11 protein-coding genes are annotated in these 15,472 nt (G+C 53.2%); 5 read left to right on the plus strand and 6 right to left on the minus strand.

Features of this window, described 5'->3' with window-relative positions:
• The first annotated feature begins 110 nt into the window (after nt 1-110).
• From NTU47_02750 to NTU47_02770, 5 genes are all read left to right on the plus strand, one after another.
• Complete coding sequence (locus NTU47_02750) at nt 111-2,396, plus strand: M20/M25/M40 family metallo-hydrolase (GenBank protein MCX6132709.1); 2,286 nt, start codon at nt 111-113, stop codon at nt 2,394-2,396.
• 491 nt (nt 2,397-2,887) lie between these two features.
• Nucleotides 2,888-3,955, plus strand: a complete 1,068-nt coding sequence (locus NTU47_02755) for a M14 family metallopeptidase (GenBank protein MCX6132710.1) — start codon at nt 2,888-2,890, stop codon at nt 3,953-3,955.
• Nucleotides 3,956-3,971: 16 nt separating this feature from the next.
• Complete coding sequence (locus NTU47_02760) at nt 3,972-4,907, plus strand: MBL fold metallo-hydrolase (protein MCX6132711.1); 936 nt, start codon at nt 3,972-3,974, stop codon at nt 4,905-4,907.
• A gap of 132 nt (nt 4,908-5,039) precedes the next feature.
• Nucleotides 5,040-6,485 (plus strand): hypothetical protein, encoded by a 1,446-nt coding sequence (locus tag NTU47_02765; GenBank protein MCX6132712.1) that lies wholly within the window; start codon nt 5,040-5,042, stop codon nt 6,483-6,485.
• A 171-nt stretch (nt 6,486-6,656) separates the two neighbouring features.
• Nucleotides 6,657-7,472, plus strand: a complete 816-nt coding sequence (locus NTU47_02770; protein ID MCX6132713.1) for an XcyI family restriction endonuclease — start codon at nt 6,657-6,659, stop codon at nt 7,470-7,472.
• On the opposite strand, the gene NTU47_02775 is transcribed toward NTU47_02770, so the two are convergent.
• The 6 genes from NTU47_02775 to NTU47_02800 form a co-directional block, all read right to left on the minus strand.
• Nucleotides 7,393-8,913, minus strand: a complete 1,521-nt coding sequence (locus NTU47_02775) for a pyridoxal-dependent decarboxylase (GenBank protein ID MCX6132714.1) — start codon at nt 8,911-8,913, stop codon at nt 7,393-7,395. The two genes, NTU47_02770 and NTU47_02775, sit on opposite strands and share 80 nt — an antisense overlap.
• A gap of 57 nt (nt 8,914-8,970) precedes the next feature.
• A complete protein-coding gene (locus NTU47_02780) occupies nt 8,971-9,849 on the minus strand; it encodes a methylated-DNA--[protein]-cysteine S-methyltransferase (GenBank protein ID MCX6132715.1) in 879 nt (292 codons plus the stop codon).
• Between the two features lie 103 nt (nt 9,850-9,952).
• Nucleotides 9,953-10,867 carry a DMT family transporter gene (locus NTU47_02785; GenBank protein ID MCX6132716.1) on the minus strand — a complete coding sequence of 305 codons (915 nt, stop codon included), beginning with the start codon at nt 10,865-10,867 and terminating at the stop codon, nt 9,953-9,955.
• A 32-nt stretch (nt 10,868-10,899) separates the two neighbouring features.
• Entirely contained in the window at nt 10,900-11,502 is a 603-nt protein-coding gene (locus NTU47_02790) for a GNAT family protein (GenBank protein ID MCX6132717.1), read from the minus strand.
• Nucleotides 11,503-11,523: 21 nt separating this feature from the next.
• The gene (locus tag NTU47_02795; GenBank protein MCX6132718.1) at nt 11,524-12,186 is read right to left on the minus strand and encodes a hypothetical protein; all 663 of its coding nucleotides are present in this window, start codon (nt 12,184-12,186) and stop codon (nt 11,524-11,526) included.
• A 67-nt stretch (nt 12,187-12,253) separates the two neighbouring features.
• Entirely contained in the window at nt 12,254-15,217 is a 2,964-nt protein-coding gene (locus tag NTU47_02800; protein MCX6132719.1) for a S8 family peptidase, read from the minus strand.
• Nucleotides 15,218-15,472: the final 255 nt, after the last annotated feature.

The raw sequence follows: 15,472 nt of genomic DNA on the forward strand, positions 1-15,472 counted from the left end.
AACGATTATCTGTTAGTCGGGATGTTCAATTGAACATCCCGACCAGAACCTCGAGGGATGAAGAACGACATTGCGGTTCTGAAATTCTTGGAACGAAAGGACGTGTTCCATTGAAACCCATCCTGGGCTCTGCTCTCTTCATAGCCGCGATAGCGCTCATAGTCCTTGTGGCGCTTTACCAAACCCGACCGCCGGAAGCGCTTCCGGAATCTGCAGACTCAACCCTCTTCTCCTCAGAACGCGCAATGAAGCACTTGGGCGTGATTGCCGCCGAGCCCCATGTCAGCGGGACGCCGGCCGCAGCGCGCGTTCGGGAATATCTCTGCAATCAATTGTCCGCATTGGGACTCGCTCCGGTCGTTCAGAAGACGACGATCACGAGCTTCACTCAAGCGGCCGTCGTTGAGAATGTCATCGCCACCATCAGGGGAACCGACAACACGAAGGCTGTTCTCCTGGCTGGGCACTATGACACGGTGTTTCTTGCTCCCGGGGCAAACGATGACGGCTATTCTCTCGCGGCGATCCTCGAGACGGTGCGGGCGCTCAAGTCCCGCCCGCCGCTCAGGAACGATCTCATCATCCTTTTCACTGACGGCGAGGAAATGGGAATGCTCGGGGCGAAGGCGTTTGTTCGCCAGTCCCCAATGGCTGACAAGGTTGGCTTTGCTATGAATTTTGAAGCGAGAGGGTCGGGCGGGCCGTCGATCATGTTTGAAACGAACGACCAGAATGGGTGGGTCGTGCGGGAGTTCGACCGAGCAGTCCCCAGGAAGTTTGCCACTTCCTTAACGTATGCGCTCTATAAGCGCTTGCCGCTCAACACGGATTTCTCGGTCTTCAAGGAAAAAGCGTCGAGCGGTTTGAATTTTGCCCACGGCAATTCTGTAATCGACTACCACAGCGTTCGTGACGATGTCGCCCATATGGATCTCCGCACGATGCAACATCACGGAGAGAACATGCTGAGTTCAGCGTTACGATTCGGCAATCTCGATCTCAGTGTGACAACGGCGCCGGACGTTGTCTACTTTTCTTTCCTCTTTCCAAGCATGGTGATCTACCCGGTGTCTTGGAACACGCCGATCGTTGTCGTTGCCACGCTCGCGTTCGTCTTCGTGGTGTTCGTCGGATTCAGGAAACACCAGCTCACCGTCTCCCGCTTGTTCATTGCGCTTTCGATCTTTGTCTTCCGCGTTGTTGTGGCTGCGGGCGTAGTTCAGGTTCTGTGGAATGTGCTTGGCCCGCTCCAACCGGAGCACAGGCTTTTCTTTCTGGACGCGATTCATCACAGTGATCTCTATTTAGGTGGATTTCTTGCGCTCGGCATCGCCATATCCGTGTCCTTCCAACACAAACTTGCCGGGAGATTCGGCGTTTTCAATCTGGCAATCGGTCCGGTCGGCCTATGGCTCATCCTTGCGTGGCTCGCTGTGTTCTATTTGCCCGGCGGCAGCTATATTGTTCTCGTACCGTTGGTGCTGACGCTCGTCTGCGCTGGACTTATTCTTATGAGCAGGGATGTGGACATTTTCACATGGAGAAGCCTCACACTCATGGTATTGTGCCTCACGCCGGGTATCTTCCTCTTCACGCAGGTGATGTACATCCTGTATGAACTCGTGACTCTTTCTGTTGCCGCCGGCTTAGTCGGACTCATTGTGATTCTCTTTGGCACGCTCCAATTGTCGTTGGCTCTGCTTCCTCGCAGGAGCGATGAGCTCATTGCCGGTGCAGGAGTTGTAGCTGCAGTGAGTTTCATAGCCCTTGCCTTGTTTTCAATCACGCCAAGCGAACGTTTTCCACAACCCAATAGTATTCTGTACGCCTACGACGCAGATAATGGAAGCGCACGCTGGATTTCGTGGGAAACGAACGTAGACACGTGGACCGGTCAGTTCTTCTCCGACGCGCGACAGGCCAGATCGTTGCCGGAATTCTTACCATTCGCATGGAGACCCCTCCTCACCGACACTGCGCGTGTCATACGCTGTGAAGTTCCTGACATCAGGCTCTTGAGCGATGAAACAGTTGACTCCGCCCGAACGCTGAAGCTGAGAGTGCAATCATCGTCAGATGCTCAGATGATGCTCTTGAATACCGACAAGTCAGAGGGAATCTACCGAATTCGCATGAACGGGCAACCGATGGGGCAAGAATCGAGCGGGGGAATCCCCCGATGGCCGATTCTCTGCTTCGGGATGTCTTCGGCTGCAGCTGAGATGGAAGTGACGCTAGCAAAAGGACGTCCGTTTCGGCTGCGGGCAATTCAAATCGTACGTGGCATGCCGGAAGCAGTCATGAGCACGTTCAAACCAAGGCCGGCATGGATGATTCCACGTCCGACAGTCCTCGTGACCGATGCCACAGTAGCGGGGAAGACGTTTGTTTTCTAACCGGATGCCGGAGAACAAACCTCTCCGGGACAAAGAAACGATCCCGATAAACAACATCGGGAATAGCTCGTGAGGCGAAGTGTTGCTCCGCTTCAAATGCTCGATGGTCGGGACGTTCAATTGAACGTCCCGACATTAACAGTCACAAAAATCGGATCAACTTCATGCCCAAAGCCCAAACCACCTTTGTGAAAATCAGTGATGAAAAGGTCAAAGGGAAGACCGGAAAATCCTGGAAGCAATGGTTCACAATCATTGACAAATTCGATATAGAGACCAACGGACACCGGTTTGTCTCGATGACGCTGTTCAACAAGTACAAATTGAACCCGTGGTGGTCTCAGGCTGTTACAATCCGATATGAATGGGAACGAGGACTTCGGACAGTGAAGAATCAGCGACAAGCCACTCCAAAACACCCGATCTTCAAAAACTCGCCGGAAAGAAGCCTCCGGTCTTCTTGCAATTCATCATCACAAGGGAGTTCAACCATGCGACGAATCAAGTTCTCCTTCCTGGCTTTGATTGCAGTTCTCGTATCGGTTTCACAAGCACAGAATGGCGCGTCCTTTACCGTTGGTACGGCGACGGCGGCTCGTGGTCAGACTGCCACGGGGGTACTCGAAGTTCCGCGGGGAATTGACACATCAACAAGCATCCCTGTCGCGGTTGTGCACGGTTCGCGCCCAGGTCCTGTCCTCGCTCTCGTCGCGGGGGCACACGGAACAGAGTATACATCGATCATTGCGCTCGAAAAGTTGATCACGATGCTCAATCCTTCGGAGATCGCCGGCACGGTGATCATCGTGCCGCTCGTAAATATTCAATCGTTCGAGCGAAAGGTGCCACACATTAATCCTATTGACGGGATCAGCATGAACCGGATGTATCCGGGCAGGCCCAATGGCACGCAGACCGAACGGGTTTCCTATTTCATTACGAAGCACGTTGTCGACCGGTGCGATCATCTCATCGACCTCCATGGCGGTGACCTTGACGAAAGCCTGCGCCCCTACAGCTACTGGACGAAAACCGGGAACGAGGCACAGGACGGGATATCGCGCGAGATGGTTCTGGCCTTTGGCCTCGATCACATCATCATATCAGCCGATAGACCGAAGGATCCCAACGCTTCGCGCTATCTCGAAAACACGGCAACAACCCGTGGTAAACCATCGATCACCGTTGAGGCAGGATACGCGGGAACCGTCGAGCCGGACGATCTCCAGGCACTCATGAGCGGTTGCCTCAATGTCATGCGTTATCTGAAGATGCTCCCCGGTACTGCCAGACCGGTGAGCCATCCTGTCTGGATAGAACGTGTTGCGTCCATCGCGAGCGAGCAGACCGGAATGTTCTATCCGCTGGTGCGGAAGGGGACGTACGTTGAACGCGGGATGAAGGTGGGGTACGTGACGGATTATGTGGGGAAGACAACGTACGAAGCAACCTCTCCCGTAGCCGGCATCGTGCTCTATATCTGTGCGGTGCCTTCCATGAAAAAGGGAGAAACCATCGCCAACGTCGGCGTCATCGCGGCTCCAGAATCAGTCAAGTGAACAGGCAAATCGCACAATGAGATTTCGACCCGCAATCACTCTCTGTCTCATGTTTCTGGTGTTTGGGCTCAACGGCTGCAGTTCGTACATCACACGCATCGTCTCACAGTCCATTGAATCGATTGGTGATCCGATTCCTGCTCCCGGGCACATGATCGCGTCGCCGGTTCTGCCCAACGCCAACCTCGCAGTTTCGTGGGCCGGTCACGCAACCGTGCTCATCCAGATTCACGACAAGATCATTGTCACAGATCCGTTTCTCACCAACACACTCGGGATGGTCGTCAAACGCTATGTCAAGACGGCCCTCGATCCCGCCATCCTGACGAAGGTCGATGCGACGGTCGTCTCTCACATTCATTTCGATCATTTCAGCTACGGCAGCCTGGATATGTTGCCGAAGAATGGCATACTCGCGGTCCCGCTGGGAGCGGCCGAGTACACTCCGGATTTCGGATTCGAAGAGGTGGCCGAGCTAAAGCCGTGGCAGATGATTGAGAGAGATGGACTCAGGATCACCGCAGTGCCCGTACAGCATTTCACAGGACGGTACGGATTTGACGGGGCGTGGCTGGGGACGCTTGGGTATACCGGCTATGTCATCCAATACAAAGAATTCTCGGTCTTCTTCGCGGGAGACACAGGCTACAATCCTGAGATCTTCAAAGAAATCGGCAGACGGTTCACTATTGATCTGGCCATAGTTCCTATCGCCCCGGGTTCTTCGGGAGGCATGGGATCGCGCGTGCACGTAAATCCTCTCGGAGCACTTCAGATTTTCAAAGATGTCGGGGCCAAGTACATGATGCCCATGCATTTCGGCACGATGTTTTATGGTCCAACTACCAATCCAAACGAACCGATCGATTTGCTCCGCCAGGCGGCAGCAAACCAGAATCTCTCGGACAGAATCATTGCTTTGGAAGTGGGCGAACAACGCGTATTGTATTGAGAAGTATAGGAGTAATGTCTGTGCCGGGACCAGCGGAAAATCATTTGCATCTTGATTGCGGTGTGGAATTCGATTCAATGTTTTCTTAAGATTGTGACAGAAGTATCCCCAATAACTCGGAATGACGCCAGAATGATTGAACGCGGAGCTAACCGGCGAACAAGTGAAAGGCTATTGAGTACGCACCGAAGAGGGCTGAGCGAGAGAGATCGCCTATATGAGCGATATGTTTCAAAAATGTCAGTCAATCCAGATCTCGTCAGACAACTCGTATCGTTCCAAGCCAACAAGAAGCAACCGTTCTACAGGTGGCTCAAGTTTAAGGAAGCCTTCTCCTCACAATTGGTTGAATATTTCATTGCTCAATTTCGGCCAGACGCAAAGCGCACTCCTAAAATTCTCGACCCGTTCGCTGGTGCAGGGACTACTCTGACAACTTCCGCGCGGTCGGGATGGCGAGCCACAGGTATCGAGTTGCTGCCTGTCGGAACGGCTGCTATGAAAGCGCGGTTAATAGCTGGTGGAGTTGCGGTCAAAGACTTCGAAAGCCATGTCGCGAAGTTGCAGGATTGGATACAAAAGCCAAAGAGGGGCTCATACGCCTTTCCTCATCTTGGCATCACGCGAGGTGCGTTCTCCAAACAAACCGAAGATGCCATATCTTCCCTAGTGCAGTTTATGGGACGCATAGAAGACCGAGATATTCGATATCTTTTTTGGTTTGCCTGCCTCTCTGTCCTCGAGGATGTAAGTTTCACAAGAAAGGATGGCCAGTATCTTCGCTGGGACAAGAGGTCCGGCCGAAAACTGACATCCAACTTTGACAAGGGGAAAATATACGGTTTCTGGGTTTCGATTATGCAGAAGTTAGGGACAATGGTTGACGATATTCGATCGAGGAATGGATCAGCCTATGCCTCAAATGTAAATATTATCGAGGGTTCGTGCCTCGATGTTCTCCCTACGTTGACAGAGAATACGTTTGACATGATTTTGACTTCACCCCCGTACTGCAACCGTTATGATTACACGCGTACATATGCTCTGGAACTCGCGTTCCTTGGCTATGGTGAGGATGCCGTCAAGTCCCTGCGACAGATGCTTCTTTCTGCGACGGTTGAGAACAAAACAAAAGGAGACTACCTGTTTCAGGCGTACCACAAGCGAAACCAAGAACCCAGATATTCTAAGGCTCTAAAGGCCTTCACTGACGAGAAAGCACTTCATGAAGTTTTGACGAAATTATACAAGCTTAGAGATCTGCAGAAGCTTAACAACTCAAACATACCGGCAATGATTGAGAACTACTTCCTAGAAATGTGTTTCGTAATCCATGAACTGGCTCGCGTCACAGCGCCGGGTGGCAAGGTTGTCATGGTCAATGACAACGTTCAATATCACGGAGAAGAAATTCCAGTGGACACGATATTATCGCACTTTGCCGAACTTGCGGGTCTCAAGGTAGAAGCGATATGGGTACTCGCGCGCGGAAAGGGAAACAGTAGCCAACAGATGGGAGCTCACGGTCGCAACGAGCTGCGTAAGTGTGTTTACGTATGGTCGAAGCCAACTCAATGAACACGCCATAGGTTCTATATGGACAAGAGATCCAATGAGTACACAGAATCACTGCGAAAAATAAAATCGCAGTTGTTGGTTACCACACTTCAACACAAGAAAGATCTTCTTGCCTTCAAGGCTGTCAAGAATTGCCACGATCAACTAGATTGGCGACACAGATCTGAACTAATGATCGATGAAGGGGTTTGGAATTACATTGCGAATAAACTGAAGTATGATCCAAAACTGGTCTTCTGCCATCCTCAGGTTCTGATTGAAAATCCATTCACAAGTTTCTACTATCGTGGCTTGTGTGGTCTTTCCATAAAGGCCGCCAAAGACTATTTTGGTGCTGTGGATAGCTTGGAGAGTGAGTCGACGCGGACGAAGCTCGGTGATGGAAAAGCCAAAATCATGGCCCAAACATACAATGCTTTCATATGTTCCATCGTCAAGAACTCAACAGACTGGACCCTGGAAGATGGGAAACGGACAATAATAGCGACCCTTGGGATAACACTCGATGGCGTAATGCGCAATAAGGTGGGGGAGATAGCGGAAGATAGGATAAAACACCTCTTAGTCGAATGGCTAATTGAAAAGGCCCTGATCGTTAAACCAAAAATCGGCAAGAGACTCACAAAAATCGCGAATGAGTACACCCTCTCACATGATATTACAATGCGATTCGCGTCCGAGCCGGATGTATCATTCCTAACTGAAGACACTTTGCTCGCTGTTATTGAAATCAAGGGAGGAATCGATCCAGCAGGCGCGTTGGAACGTTACGGGGCGGCTCGAAAATCCTTCGAGCATGCCATGAGTGTCAGTCCCAAATGCAAGAATTTCTACCTTGGCGGGGTTTTCACGACTGAGCTGAATCGAAGAATGAGCAGTGATCGGCTTGTTGAAAAGTCTTTCAACATCATCGATATTCTGCAACAATCTCATTCACGCGATGAGTTTTTCCTTGAATTGTTCCATCATACTCTGCGCTTACTATAAATCCGCATTTACGAGACGCCAGGGTCGCGTCAGCCAGCGAGTGCCCGCCGTACTGCCTTGACAGCACGATCGACATCTTTATCATCCGTTTGCCAGTTGCAGACTGAAACCCGCATGCAGCGTTTTCCACGCCATGTTGTTCCACGAAGAACGCCTCACCTGATTTGAGTATTGCATCGATGATCGCGTCCGTTCGTCGATCATGGTCAGTCTCGGTCGCGCCCGGCTTTGTGTCGAGAAAGCGGACGAGGCCCTGGTTGATCTGCGGTTCCCACACGAGTTCAACTCCGGGAAGTGCTCCCACCCGCGTAACAAGTGCATGCGCAAAGCGGCATGTCCGTTCGACGAGGTCTGCTATGCCGTTTCTGGCCAATTGCCGGATCGCAGCGTACGTTGCCACGCCTCTTCCGCGGCGCGACCACTCCGGAGTCCAATCCATCTGGTCTCGTGCTTCCTGATCGTGAGTGAGATAACTCGCCCGGTACGAGGTTGCTGCCCGATGGTCTTTCGGATGAGCTACAAACGCATAACCACAATCAAATGGAACGTTCAACCATTTGTGACCATCGGTAGCCCATGAATCGGCCAGATTGACGCCTTTGAGCAGAGGTGCATGCGCCGGGCTTGTTGCTGCCCAGAGACCAAATGCGCCATCGATGTGTACCCACGCGCTATGTTGGTGAGCCAATGGAATGAGATCTGAAAAATGATCAAACGCACCGATATTCAGATCGCCGGCCTGCAGCACCACGATCGTTAGATCGTTTACGCATTCATCAAGTGCTTTCGCAAGTGTATCGGACTTCAGACAGCCGTCAACATCCACGGGCAGATTCATGATGGCTTCCGTCCCGAGGCCGAGTATGCGTACGGCCCTGTCTATGGTGCCATGTTTTTGGTCGCCAGTGAGTATTCGGATTCGCGGTGCACCAGTCAAGCCCTGGCGTTCAACGTCCCAGCCATGTTTCGACAGAATTGCAGTACGCGCTGCCGCCAGGCAGGTCACATGCGCCATCTGACATCCGGTGACGAGTGCAAAGCTGGCGGTGGCCGGCAGGCCAAGCAATTCTTTCAGCCATGCTCCGCATACTTCTTCAATCACTGCCTCTGCCGGACCTGCCGCATACAACGCTGCGTTTTGATCCCATGTCGAGGTCAACCAGTCTGCTGCAAGAGATGCAGGCACAGAACCGCCGATGACCCAGCCAAAGAACCGTCCCCCGGCACTTCCCACTAAACCGCCGGCAGTCTCCTTGACGAGTTCAGAAATCACCTGATCGGCCGGGAGTCCAAGTTGAGGAAGAGGGCGCCCGAAGCGACGACGCAGGTCAGCCAGAACGGCCCGCGGCGCGACCGGCTCACTGTCAAGATTCTCGAGGTACCGAAGTGCATAATGCAGCGTCTCTTCCAATACTGTTCGGTACGGTGTTGATTCTTTCATGCCAGAATCTCCTCTTTGCCAAATGTTTTTGCAGCGAATGAAGCATCGAAGCTGTACCTATGCGACTTTGTTCTTCACTTTGTCGGCTTTTGCCCATTCCCAACTCAGAAGCGCCTTCTTACGCGCTGGTCCCCAATGATAATCGCCTATGACCCCGGCCCGCTGAATGACCCGGTGACATGGAATAATGTAGGCGATGGGGTTGCTCCCGACTGCGCTTCCCACGGCTCGATTTGCCTTCGGATTTCTGAGTGCGCGCGCTACATCTTCATAGGAAACAACACTTCCCTCCGGAATCCTCAGAAGCGCCTCCCAAACCTTAATCTGAAAATTCGTCCCTTTGAGCAGGAGAGACAACGATTTTGTCCTGCCTTGTTTGGACCGTGAGAACAATTGCTCGACGTATGGCCGCGTCGAACGCGGATCTTCACGGAGCTTCGCCCCGGCCCACCGGTCACGCAGCTCTGCGAGCACTTCTATCCGCTGCCCCGTTGGCACAAAGGAGAGCCCGCAAATTCCCCTTTCCGTGACTGCCAGCAGGCATTCTCCGAACGGTGTCGGATGAAATCCGTACTGTATCGTCAGTCCGCTTCCTTCATTCTTGAATTCTCCGGGTGTCATCGCTTCTACGGTAACGAAAAGATCGTGCAGCCGTCCGGGACTGGAGAGGCCAGTCTCAAACGTCGCGTCGAGAACTGAGCGCGACTCTTTGAGGACTCGCTTCGCGTGTTCAACCGTGAGATACTGAAGAAATTTCTTCGGGGTGATCGCGGCCCACCGGGTGAAGAGGCGCTGGAAATGATACTCACTCAGGTGAATAGAACGGGCGATGTCCTTCAATTCGGGCTGGCGGGTATGGTTCGATTGAAGAAATACGATCGCGCGCTCGATACGCTGATAGTCTATCACACTCTGGGACGAATTCTTGTTTACCATTTCTGTTTTTCTCTCCTGCCGTCTTCTTCTACGATAGAAGAATCTCCCGACAACAACCACCCGGATCTTGCTCAATTCGCAGTGCGGGAAATCCGCTGAAAGCCTACTCAGGAGGGACTTCCGGGGCCGTTCGCCGGTTCACGAGCCACACACCGGCAAGAATAAGCGCGCCGCCGGCGAATGCAGCCACAAACAACGGTTCTTCAAGGACCAGCGCGGCGACGATAACTGCCACCAGGGGTTCGATGTACAAGAAGGATCCAACCCGCGAAGCACTCAGCGCCTTGAGCGCATCGTACCAGAAAACATACGCGAATCCGGAGCAAACGATTCCAAGGAACAACAAACTGGTCCAGCCTGTGATTGAAATGTTCGTGATCTCTCCGGCATGGTGGAACGCGAGAAACCACACGGAGGTAAATATCCAGCCAAACAGCATAACGAAAAACATCATCTGTGTTGCGGGATGTTCCTGGAGAGCTTTGCGGGAAAGGACCGAAAACACTGCCCAGTTCACAGCGCTGATCAGCACGAGTGAGTCGCCGAACGTGCCGAGTGTGCCGAGCAGAATCGATCGGAGATCGCCATGCGAGACAACGAGAATCACGCCGATCGATGCAGTAAAAATCCCCGCTATTCGATCCCAGCCGAGTCGTTCCTTCAGCATGAATCGTCCGAGGAGCGCGATGAAAATCGGAATTGTCGTGATAATCCAGGCAGTCGTGGTGGCTTTGGCGGTTACGAGTCCGGTTACCTGGAGCCATTGATGGAAGGTGATGCCGAGGAAGCCAAGGAGCGCGAAATACCCGAGCTCGCGGCGGGGGGGAAAGGCGAGTTCCTTACGGTGAACGATGAAGCCGCCGAGTATGACTACACCGATGCCAAACCTGAGCCAAATGACGACGACGGGTGAGACCTCCCGGAGCGCAAGCTTGGTGGCAATGAATGACGCACCCCAGACGGTGACAGCAAAGGCCGCTTTCAGGAGTGCACTATATCGATGTGAAGCTGAATTCATTATTCAAAGGGTGACATCGTGCGGAAACCGCTTCAGATTTCGGGGTGAAAAGGTCGTTGCAGTTTGTCCTCGAGCTGAGCCTTGACAAGCGGCCATTCGGATTTGATGATGCTGAAGTACACCGTGTGGCGGATCCGTCCTGAATACGTGATCATATGGTTCCGGAACACCCCCTCTTCACGAGCTCCGATGCGCACCAGTGCAGCACGCGACCGGGTGTTCAGAGAGTCTGTCTTGAATTGAACTCTCATGCATCCGAACTTCTCAAAAGCATGCCTGAGCATCAGGTGCTTTGCCTCCGTGTTGATCGGCGTTCTCTGCCACCTCTGCGCTATCCAGGTCCAGCCGATCTCAACTCCCAAGTTCGCAGCGTCGATACTGCCGAAGCGGGTGCTGCCCATGACGAGGCCGCAAGAGCGATCCACCATGGCGAAAGGAAGGGCGGTTCCCTGTTCCTCTGCCCGCAGGGCAATCTGAACGTAACCGCGCATGTCAGACGGCGTGCTGTAAAGAAATGGAGTCCAGCGCCAGAGGTCAGGATCAAGTCCCACCTCGCTGAGACGCGGGACGTGTTCCAGCGTCAACGGTTCGAGGCGGACGTATGTTCCTTCAAGTACAACCGGTTTGATATCCATTGTAGAGCCAGGTAAACAGTTTCAGGTCGAACGGGGAGCGCGCTTCACTGCTTTGAAAAGACCGGCAGCCTTTGCGCCGAGCAAGCCTGCTTGTACGGATCGCTCATCGGCATACGAGAGAGCACGAATCATGGCTGGAGTGAGGGGTTTGATTTTCCGGATGTCATCGAGCTTCTCGCCGATAGCGTCAAGCGCCTCGTCATGTGTCATCCAGCCGAGTCTATCGAATGAGGCGAGGTTGAGAGGTCTCGTATAGGCACGCATCGTTTTCTCGCCAACAGCGTTGAAGAAAACTTCGAAATAGGACATGATCAGCTCGCGCAGCGTCCGAAACACCGGCTCACGGTACCGGAGTCCGGTGTAATTCGATTTTGCCACCGCACCCCAGTGACCCCGCACTTTGTAGAGAGCAAGAATGTGGTCGTCATCATTATCGTTCGGGATGATATCCGTAATCAGCGGAGGGTGACCGATGCGCCGCAGCATAGCAGCTGCGAACAAAGCGCCATCGAAACAATGCCCTTTTCTGTCGCGGAGGACAGTGAGCGGACATCGGTATCGTTCCTCCTCGCTATATTCAATAGTGTCCAGAAACGCCTGGATGCGCGCGGGAGTGGAGAGTCCGGGCAGTAGCCGGGCTTCGGACGGAGAAAGGGAGCGCTCGAAATCTGAAGGGGAATTCATGCAAACTCTTGACCGAGTGAATGATGAATCTCGATTAGCGAATACCGAATAACAAAGTTGGGCGATGTTACTTCAGCAGCATGAGTTTTCGTGTGGCCCGGAACTCACCGGCCTCAAGGCGATAGAAGTACACTCCGCTTGGATATGAAGACGCATTCCAGCGCACAGTATAGACTCCCGGCTGAAGTACCTCGTCGACGAGCGTGGCAACTTTTCTTCCAAGAACGTCAAAAATATCCAGCGAGACGTGGCTATTGGCTGTTAGCTGATAGCTGATAGCTGTTGTTGGATTAAACGGGTTCGGGTAATTCTGCTTCAGCTCGTACTGCAGAGGCACAGACGACCTGCCGTCTGCAATTCCGACTGTCAATTTTCTCCATTTTGCTTTTGCGGCATCTGCGTTCTGCTGGAGATTTGCCAGCGAGCTGTCCCCGGCGAGAAGGGCAAAGGAAACACTCCTCGTTCCCGATGGAGCAATCGTATATGGCCCCGATGAAATTACCTGGTGAATGTCAGCCGGTCCCGCAGAACTTGCCGCAAATCCGCCGCTCATCCAACCCCATTTTGCAGCATAGGACAGATCAATGCTGGGACTGTTGACGAGAGAACGGAATGACGCAGCGCTGTCCAGTGCGCGTATGCCGAGATATTCCCGGATACCGCCGGCAACGCTGCTGAAGGCATACCCGAGGCTTCTCGTCGCGTCGTAGCGCGAATAGTTGGACCCAACCTCCTCACTGGTCTTACCGATGTCCCAATCAAGGAAGATGCCGGCGTAGAGATTTGTAAGGGGAGCTGATGGGCTCGTGTTTGTGATATCGTACCGAAGTATGATGTACTTTGAGTCGAGAGGATCAGAATATGCGTAGGAACGCATCGTTACCTGAACGCCGACTCTGTTTGAGGGGAGCGCCGCACTGTCGCTGAACGTCGTGAACCCATCCTGATCTGAACTGCTCCCGGGCGTTTTCAATGTGAAGAATCCGTTTGACGTCAGATCCTCGTCCTGTCCTGATGTGATGTTTCTGACCACATTCACGAGTTGGGTGGGGGAAGTGCCAATGATCAGTCCACCTTCGAAAAGGTGATTCGCTCCGTGGAACACAAATCCGACCCCCTGGGTATTGTCGGGAAAATCGTAGAAGCCCAAGCGGCCGTTGTTTGTCAGCGTAAGGCGAACATCGTTCACATCCTGTGTTGCAAACGTGGGATTGACCAGAACCGTAATTACCTGTGTATCCGTAAAACTTCCGTCGCTGAATGTCAGCCGAAAGTGCCCTTCGAAGCTCGGAGGAACGGTCGGTTGCACATAGACGCGGAAGGGGGCTGATTTGTTATTCGCGCTGTCGAGTGTTCGGAGCGAACCAATGGAAAATGTGCCTTGTGTAACGACAAGGTAGGGAGAATCAGAAGTGATGCGCACAACAGCTGAAGGGGATGTCGGAGCAAGAAAATTTCTGAACATGCAGGCCACGCTCAGCGTCTCGGCTGCCTGTGGTATTCCGTTTCCATTGCCCCCCGGGAAGTCACTGATCGTGTAGGTTTGCAGTCGTACCGACGGAAGAGTGTTGACCGTCAGAGCCCGGTAGGCGTTGATGCGTCCACGCCCGAGTGATCCGGCGTACGCCGGGTTGAGAGCATCAATATTGTCACACGTGACCCGCACCTGTTCGGCAATCTGGAGATTTGTGTAGGATGGATATTTCCATTTCACCAGCGCTGCGAGCGATGCTGCAAGGGGGCTAGCCATGGATGTGCCGCTCCAGGAAGCATAGGTGTGAGAGTACAGCGTGCTCGTGATGTTTTCGCCGGGTGCGCAGACGTCAATGTTCATACCGTAGTTTGAAAACCACGCGAGCTTATCGTTTACATCTGTGGCGGCAACACTGAGTGCGCCGCGATAATCGGCGGGAGAAAAAAAGGTGCTTGACGTTTCGTTTCCCGCAGCGCCGATCACAAGCGCTCCGCGTTGGATGGCAAAATCGATGATGTCCTGTTCCGTCTGAGCACCCCCCGCCGATCCCCAACTGCAGTTGATTATTTTTGCTCCCATCGTGACGGCGTAGACGATCCCTTGATATCCTGCGAGAACGTATGCATCACCGCCGCCGCGAATATCATTGTCCGCCGTAGTCTTGACGGCAAGGATCCTGCACTTCGAAGCAAGGGAAGCGACCCCGATCAGGTTATTGGTGGCTGCGGCAACGATTCCGGCGACATGAGTTCCATGATTATTATTCACGCCTGTCGGTGACGGGTTGTTGTCCCCGCGGGTTTCGGCCGGGTCAAATGTTTGGTACTGCGCGCCAACCAGATCCCATCCGCGCCAATTATCGACATACCCGTCACCATCGTCATCGACGCTGTTGGATCGCTTGTCGCGTCCCAGCGCGTCAAAGCCGGTTTCCCCGCGGTTGAGAAAGATATTGGGCTGCAAATCCGGGTGATCGAGTTCAACGCCGCTGTCGACGATAGCGACAACAATAGTCGAATCTCCCTGCGTAACGTCCCACGCTGCGGGAGCGTTGATCTTTTTCAAACTCCATTGCAGTCCGGACACATAAAGACTGTCATTCGGCTGAAAATCCCGGTTGAGTTTTTGGATGAACCAAGGCTCAGCGTATTGTACTTCAGGCAGTCTGGAGAGTTCTTCGGCGAGCGCAAACGGGTCGTTGGGAGACGAATAGGAGACAGTGTAGAACAGGGAAAGGTCCACGTCGCCCGGTTTCTGCGGGGCTGACGCAACTGGAAACATCTGGGCAGAACTCACGCCCATCGCACGTGAGAGGACGAGGTCAATGGATGCAATACCGGCGACTGTCTTTGAGAGAAACGTTGCTGTGAGCGGCATCAGTTTCATGACAACGCGGTTGGGGAGATAGAGACTGTTCTGTCTGTTCTTCATGATGACGCCCGGGACGCCATTGAGCGGAAGATGTTTGCCGACGACGGTTCCTTGTTTCGCGCCGCCGAGGGCGAGACTGGTCAAGGCGAGAAAGAAAACGGACAATTTGACTGCAGAAAGTCTCATGACACTCCTTGGATGCATATTCCTTGTCATTCTATAACACTCCCAATGGCAGGGACGTTTCAGCGAAAGCGCCTTGGTCCGAGTTTTAGCCAAAATCCGAGGTAATCGCCAGGTCATTGATTCGCTTGAACTTGGAAGAATGTAGGGACAAAGGAAAAGGGAAGCAACAAAAGAGACACGGGTGGCCAGGGCAAGCCCGCTCACAGAAGAGCCCCGGCGTTCACGTCGGGGCTCCAGTGGTACGAACCAACTCGT

Source organism: Ignavibacteriales bacterium, assembly GCA_026390595.1.
GTDB lineage: Bacteria > Bacteroidota > Ignavibacteria > UBA10030 > UBA10030 > UBA9647.

Bases quoted from the DNA above. Each gene is read 5' to 3' on its own strand.
- NTU47_02795 (MCX6132718.1), bottom strand. From the start codon at position 12,186: ATGAATTCCCCTTCAGATTTCGAGCGCTCCCTTTCTCCGTCCGAAGCC.
- NTU47_02765 (MCX6132712.1), top strand. From the start codon at position 5,040: ATGATTGAACGCGGAGCTAACCGGCGAACAAGTGAAAGGCTATTGAGT.
- NTU47_02760 (MCX6132711.1), top strand. From the start codon at position 3,972: ATGAGATTTCGACCCGCAATCACTCTCTGTCTCATGTTTCTGGTGTTT.
- NTU47_02785 (MCX6132716.1), bottom strand. From the start codon at position 10,867: ATGAATTCAGCTTCACATCGATATAGTGCACTCCTGAAAGCGGCCTTT.
- NTU47_02755 (MCX6132710.1), top strand. From the start codon at position 2,888: ATGCGACGAATCAAGTTCTCCTTCCTGGCTTTGATTGCAGTTCTCGTA.
- NTU47_02790 (MCX6132717.1), bottom strand. From the start codon at position 11,502: ATGGATATCAAACCGGTTGTACTTGAAGGAACATACGTCCGCCTCGAA.
- NTU47_02800 (MCX6132719.1), bottom strand. From the start codon at position 15,217: ATGAGACTTTCTGCAGTCAAATTGTCCGTTTTCTTTCTCGCCTTGACC.
- NTU47_02780 (MCX6132715.1), bottom strand. From the start codon at position 9,849: ATGGTAAACAAGAATTCGTCCCAGAGTGTGATAGACTATCAGCGTATC.
- NTU47_02775 (MCX6132714.1), bottom strand. From the start codon at position 8,913: ATGAAAGAATCAACACCGTACCGAACAGTATTGGAAGAGACGCTGCAT.
- NTU47_02770 (MCX6132713.1), top strand. From the start codon at position 6,657: ATGATCGATGAAGGGGTTTGGAATTACATTGCGAATAAACTGAAGTAT.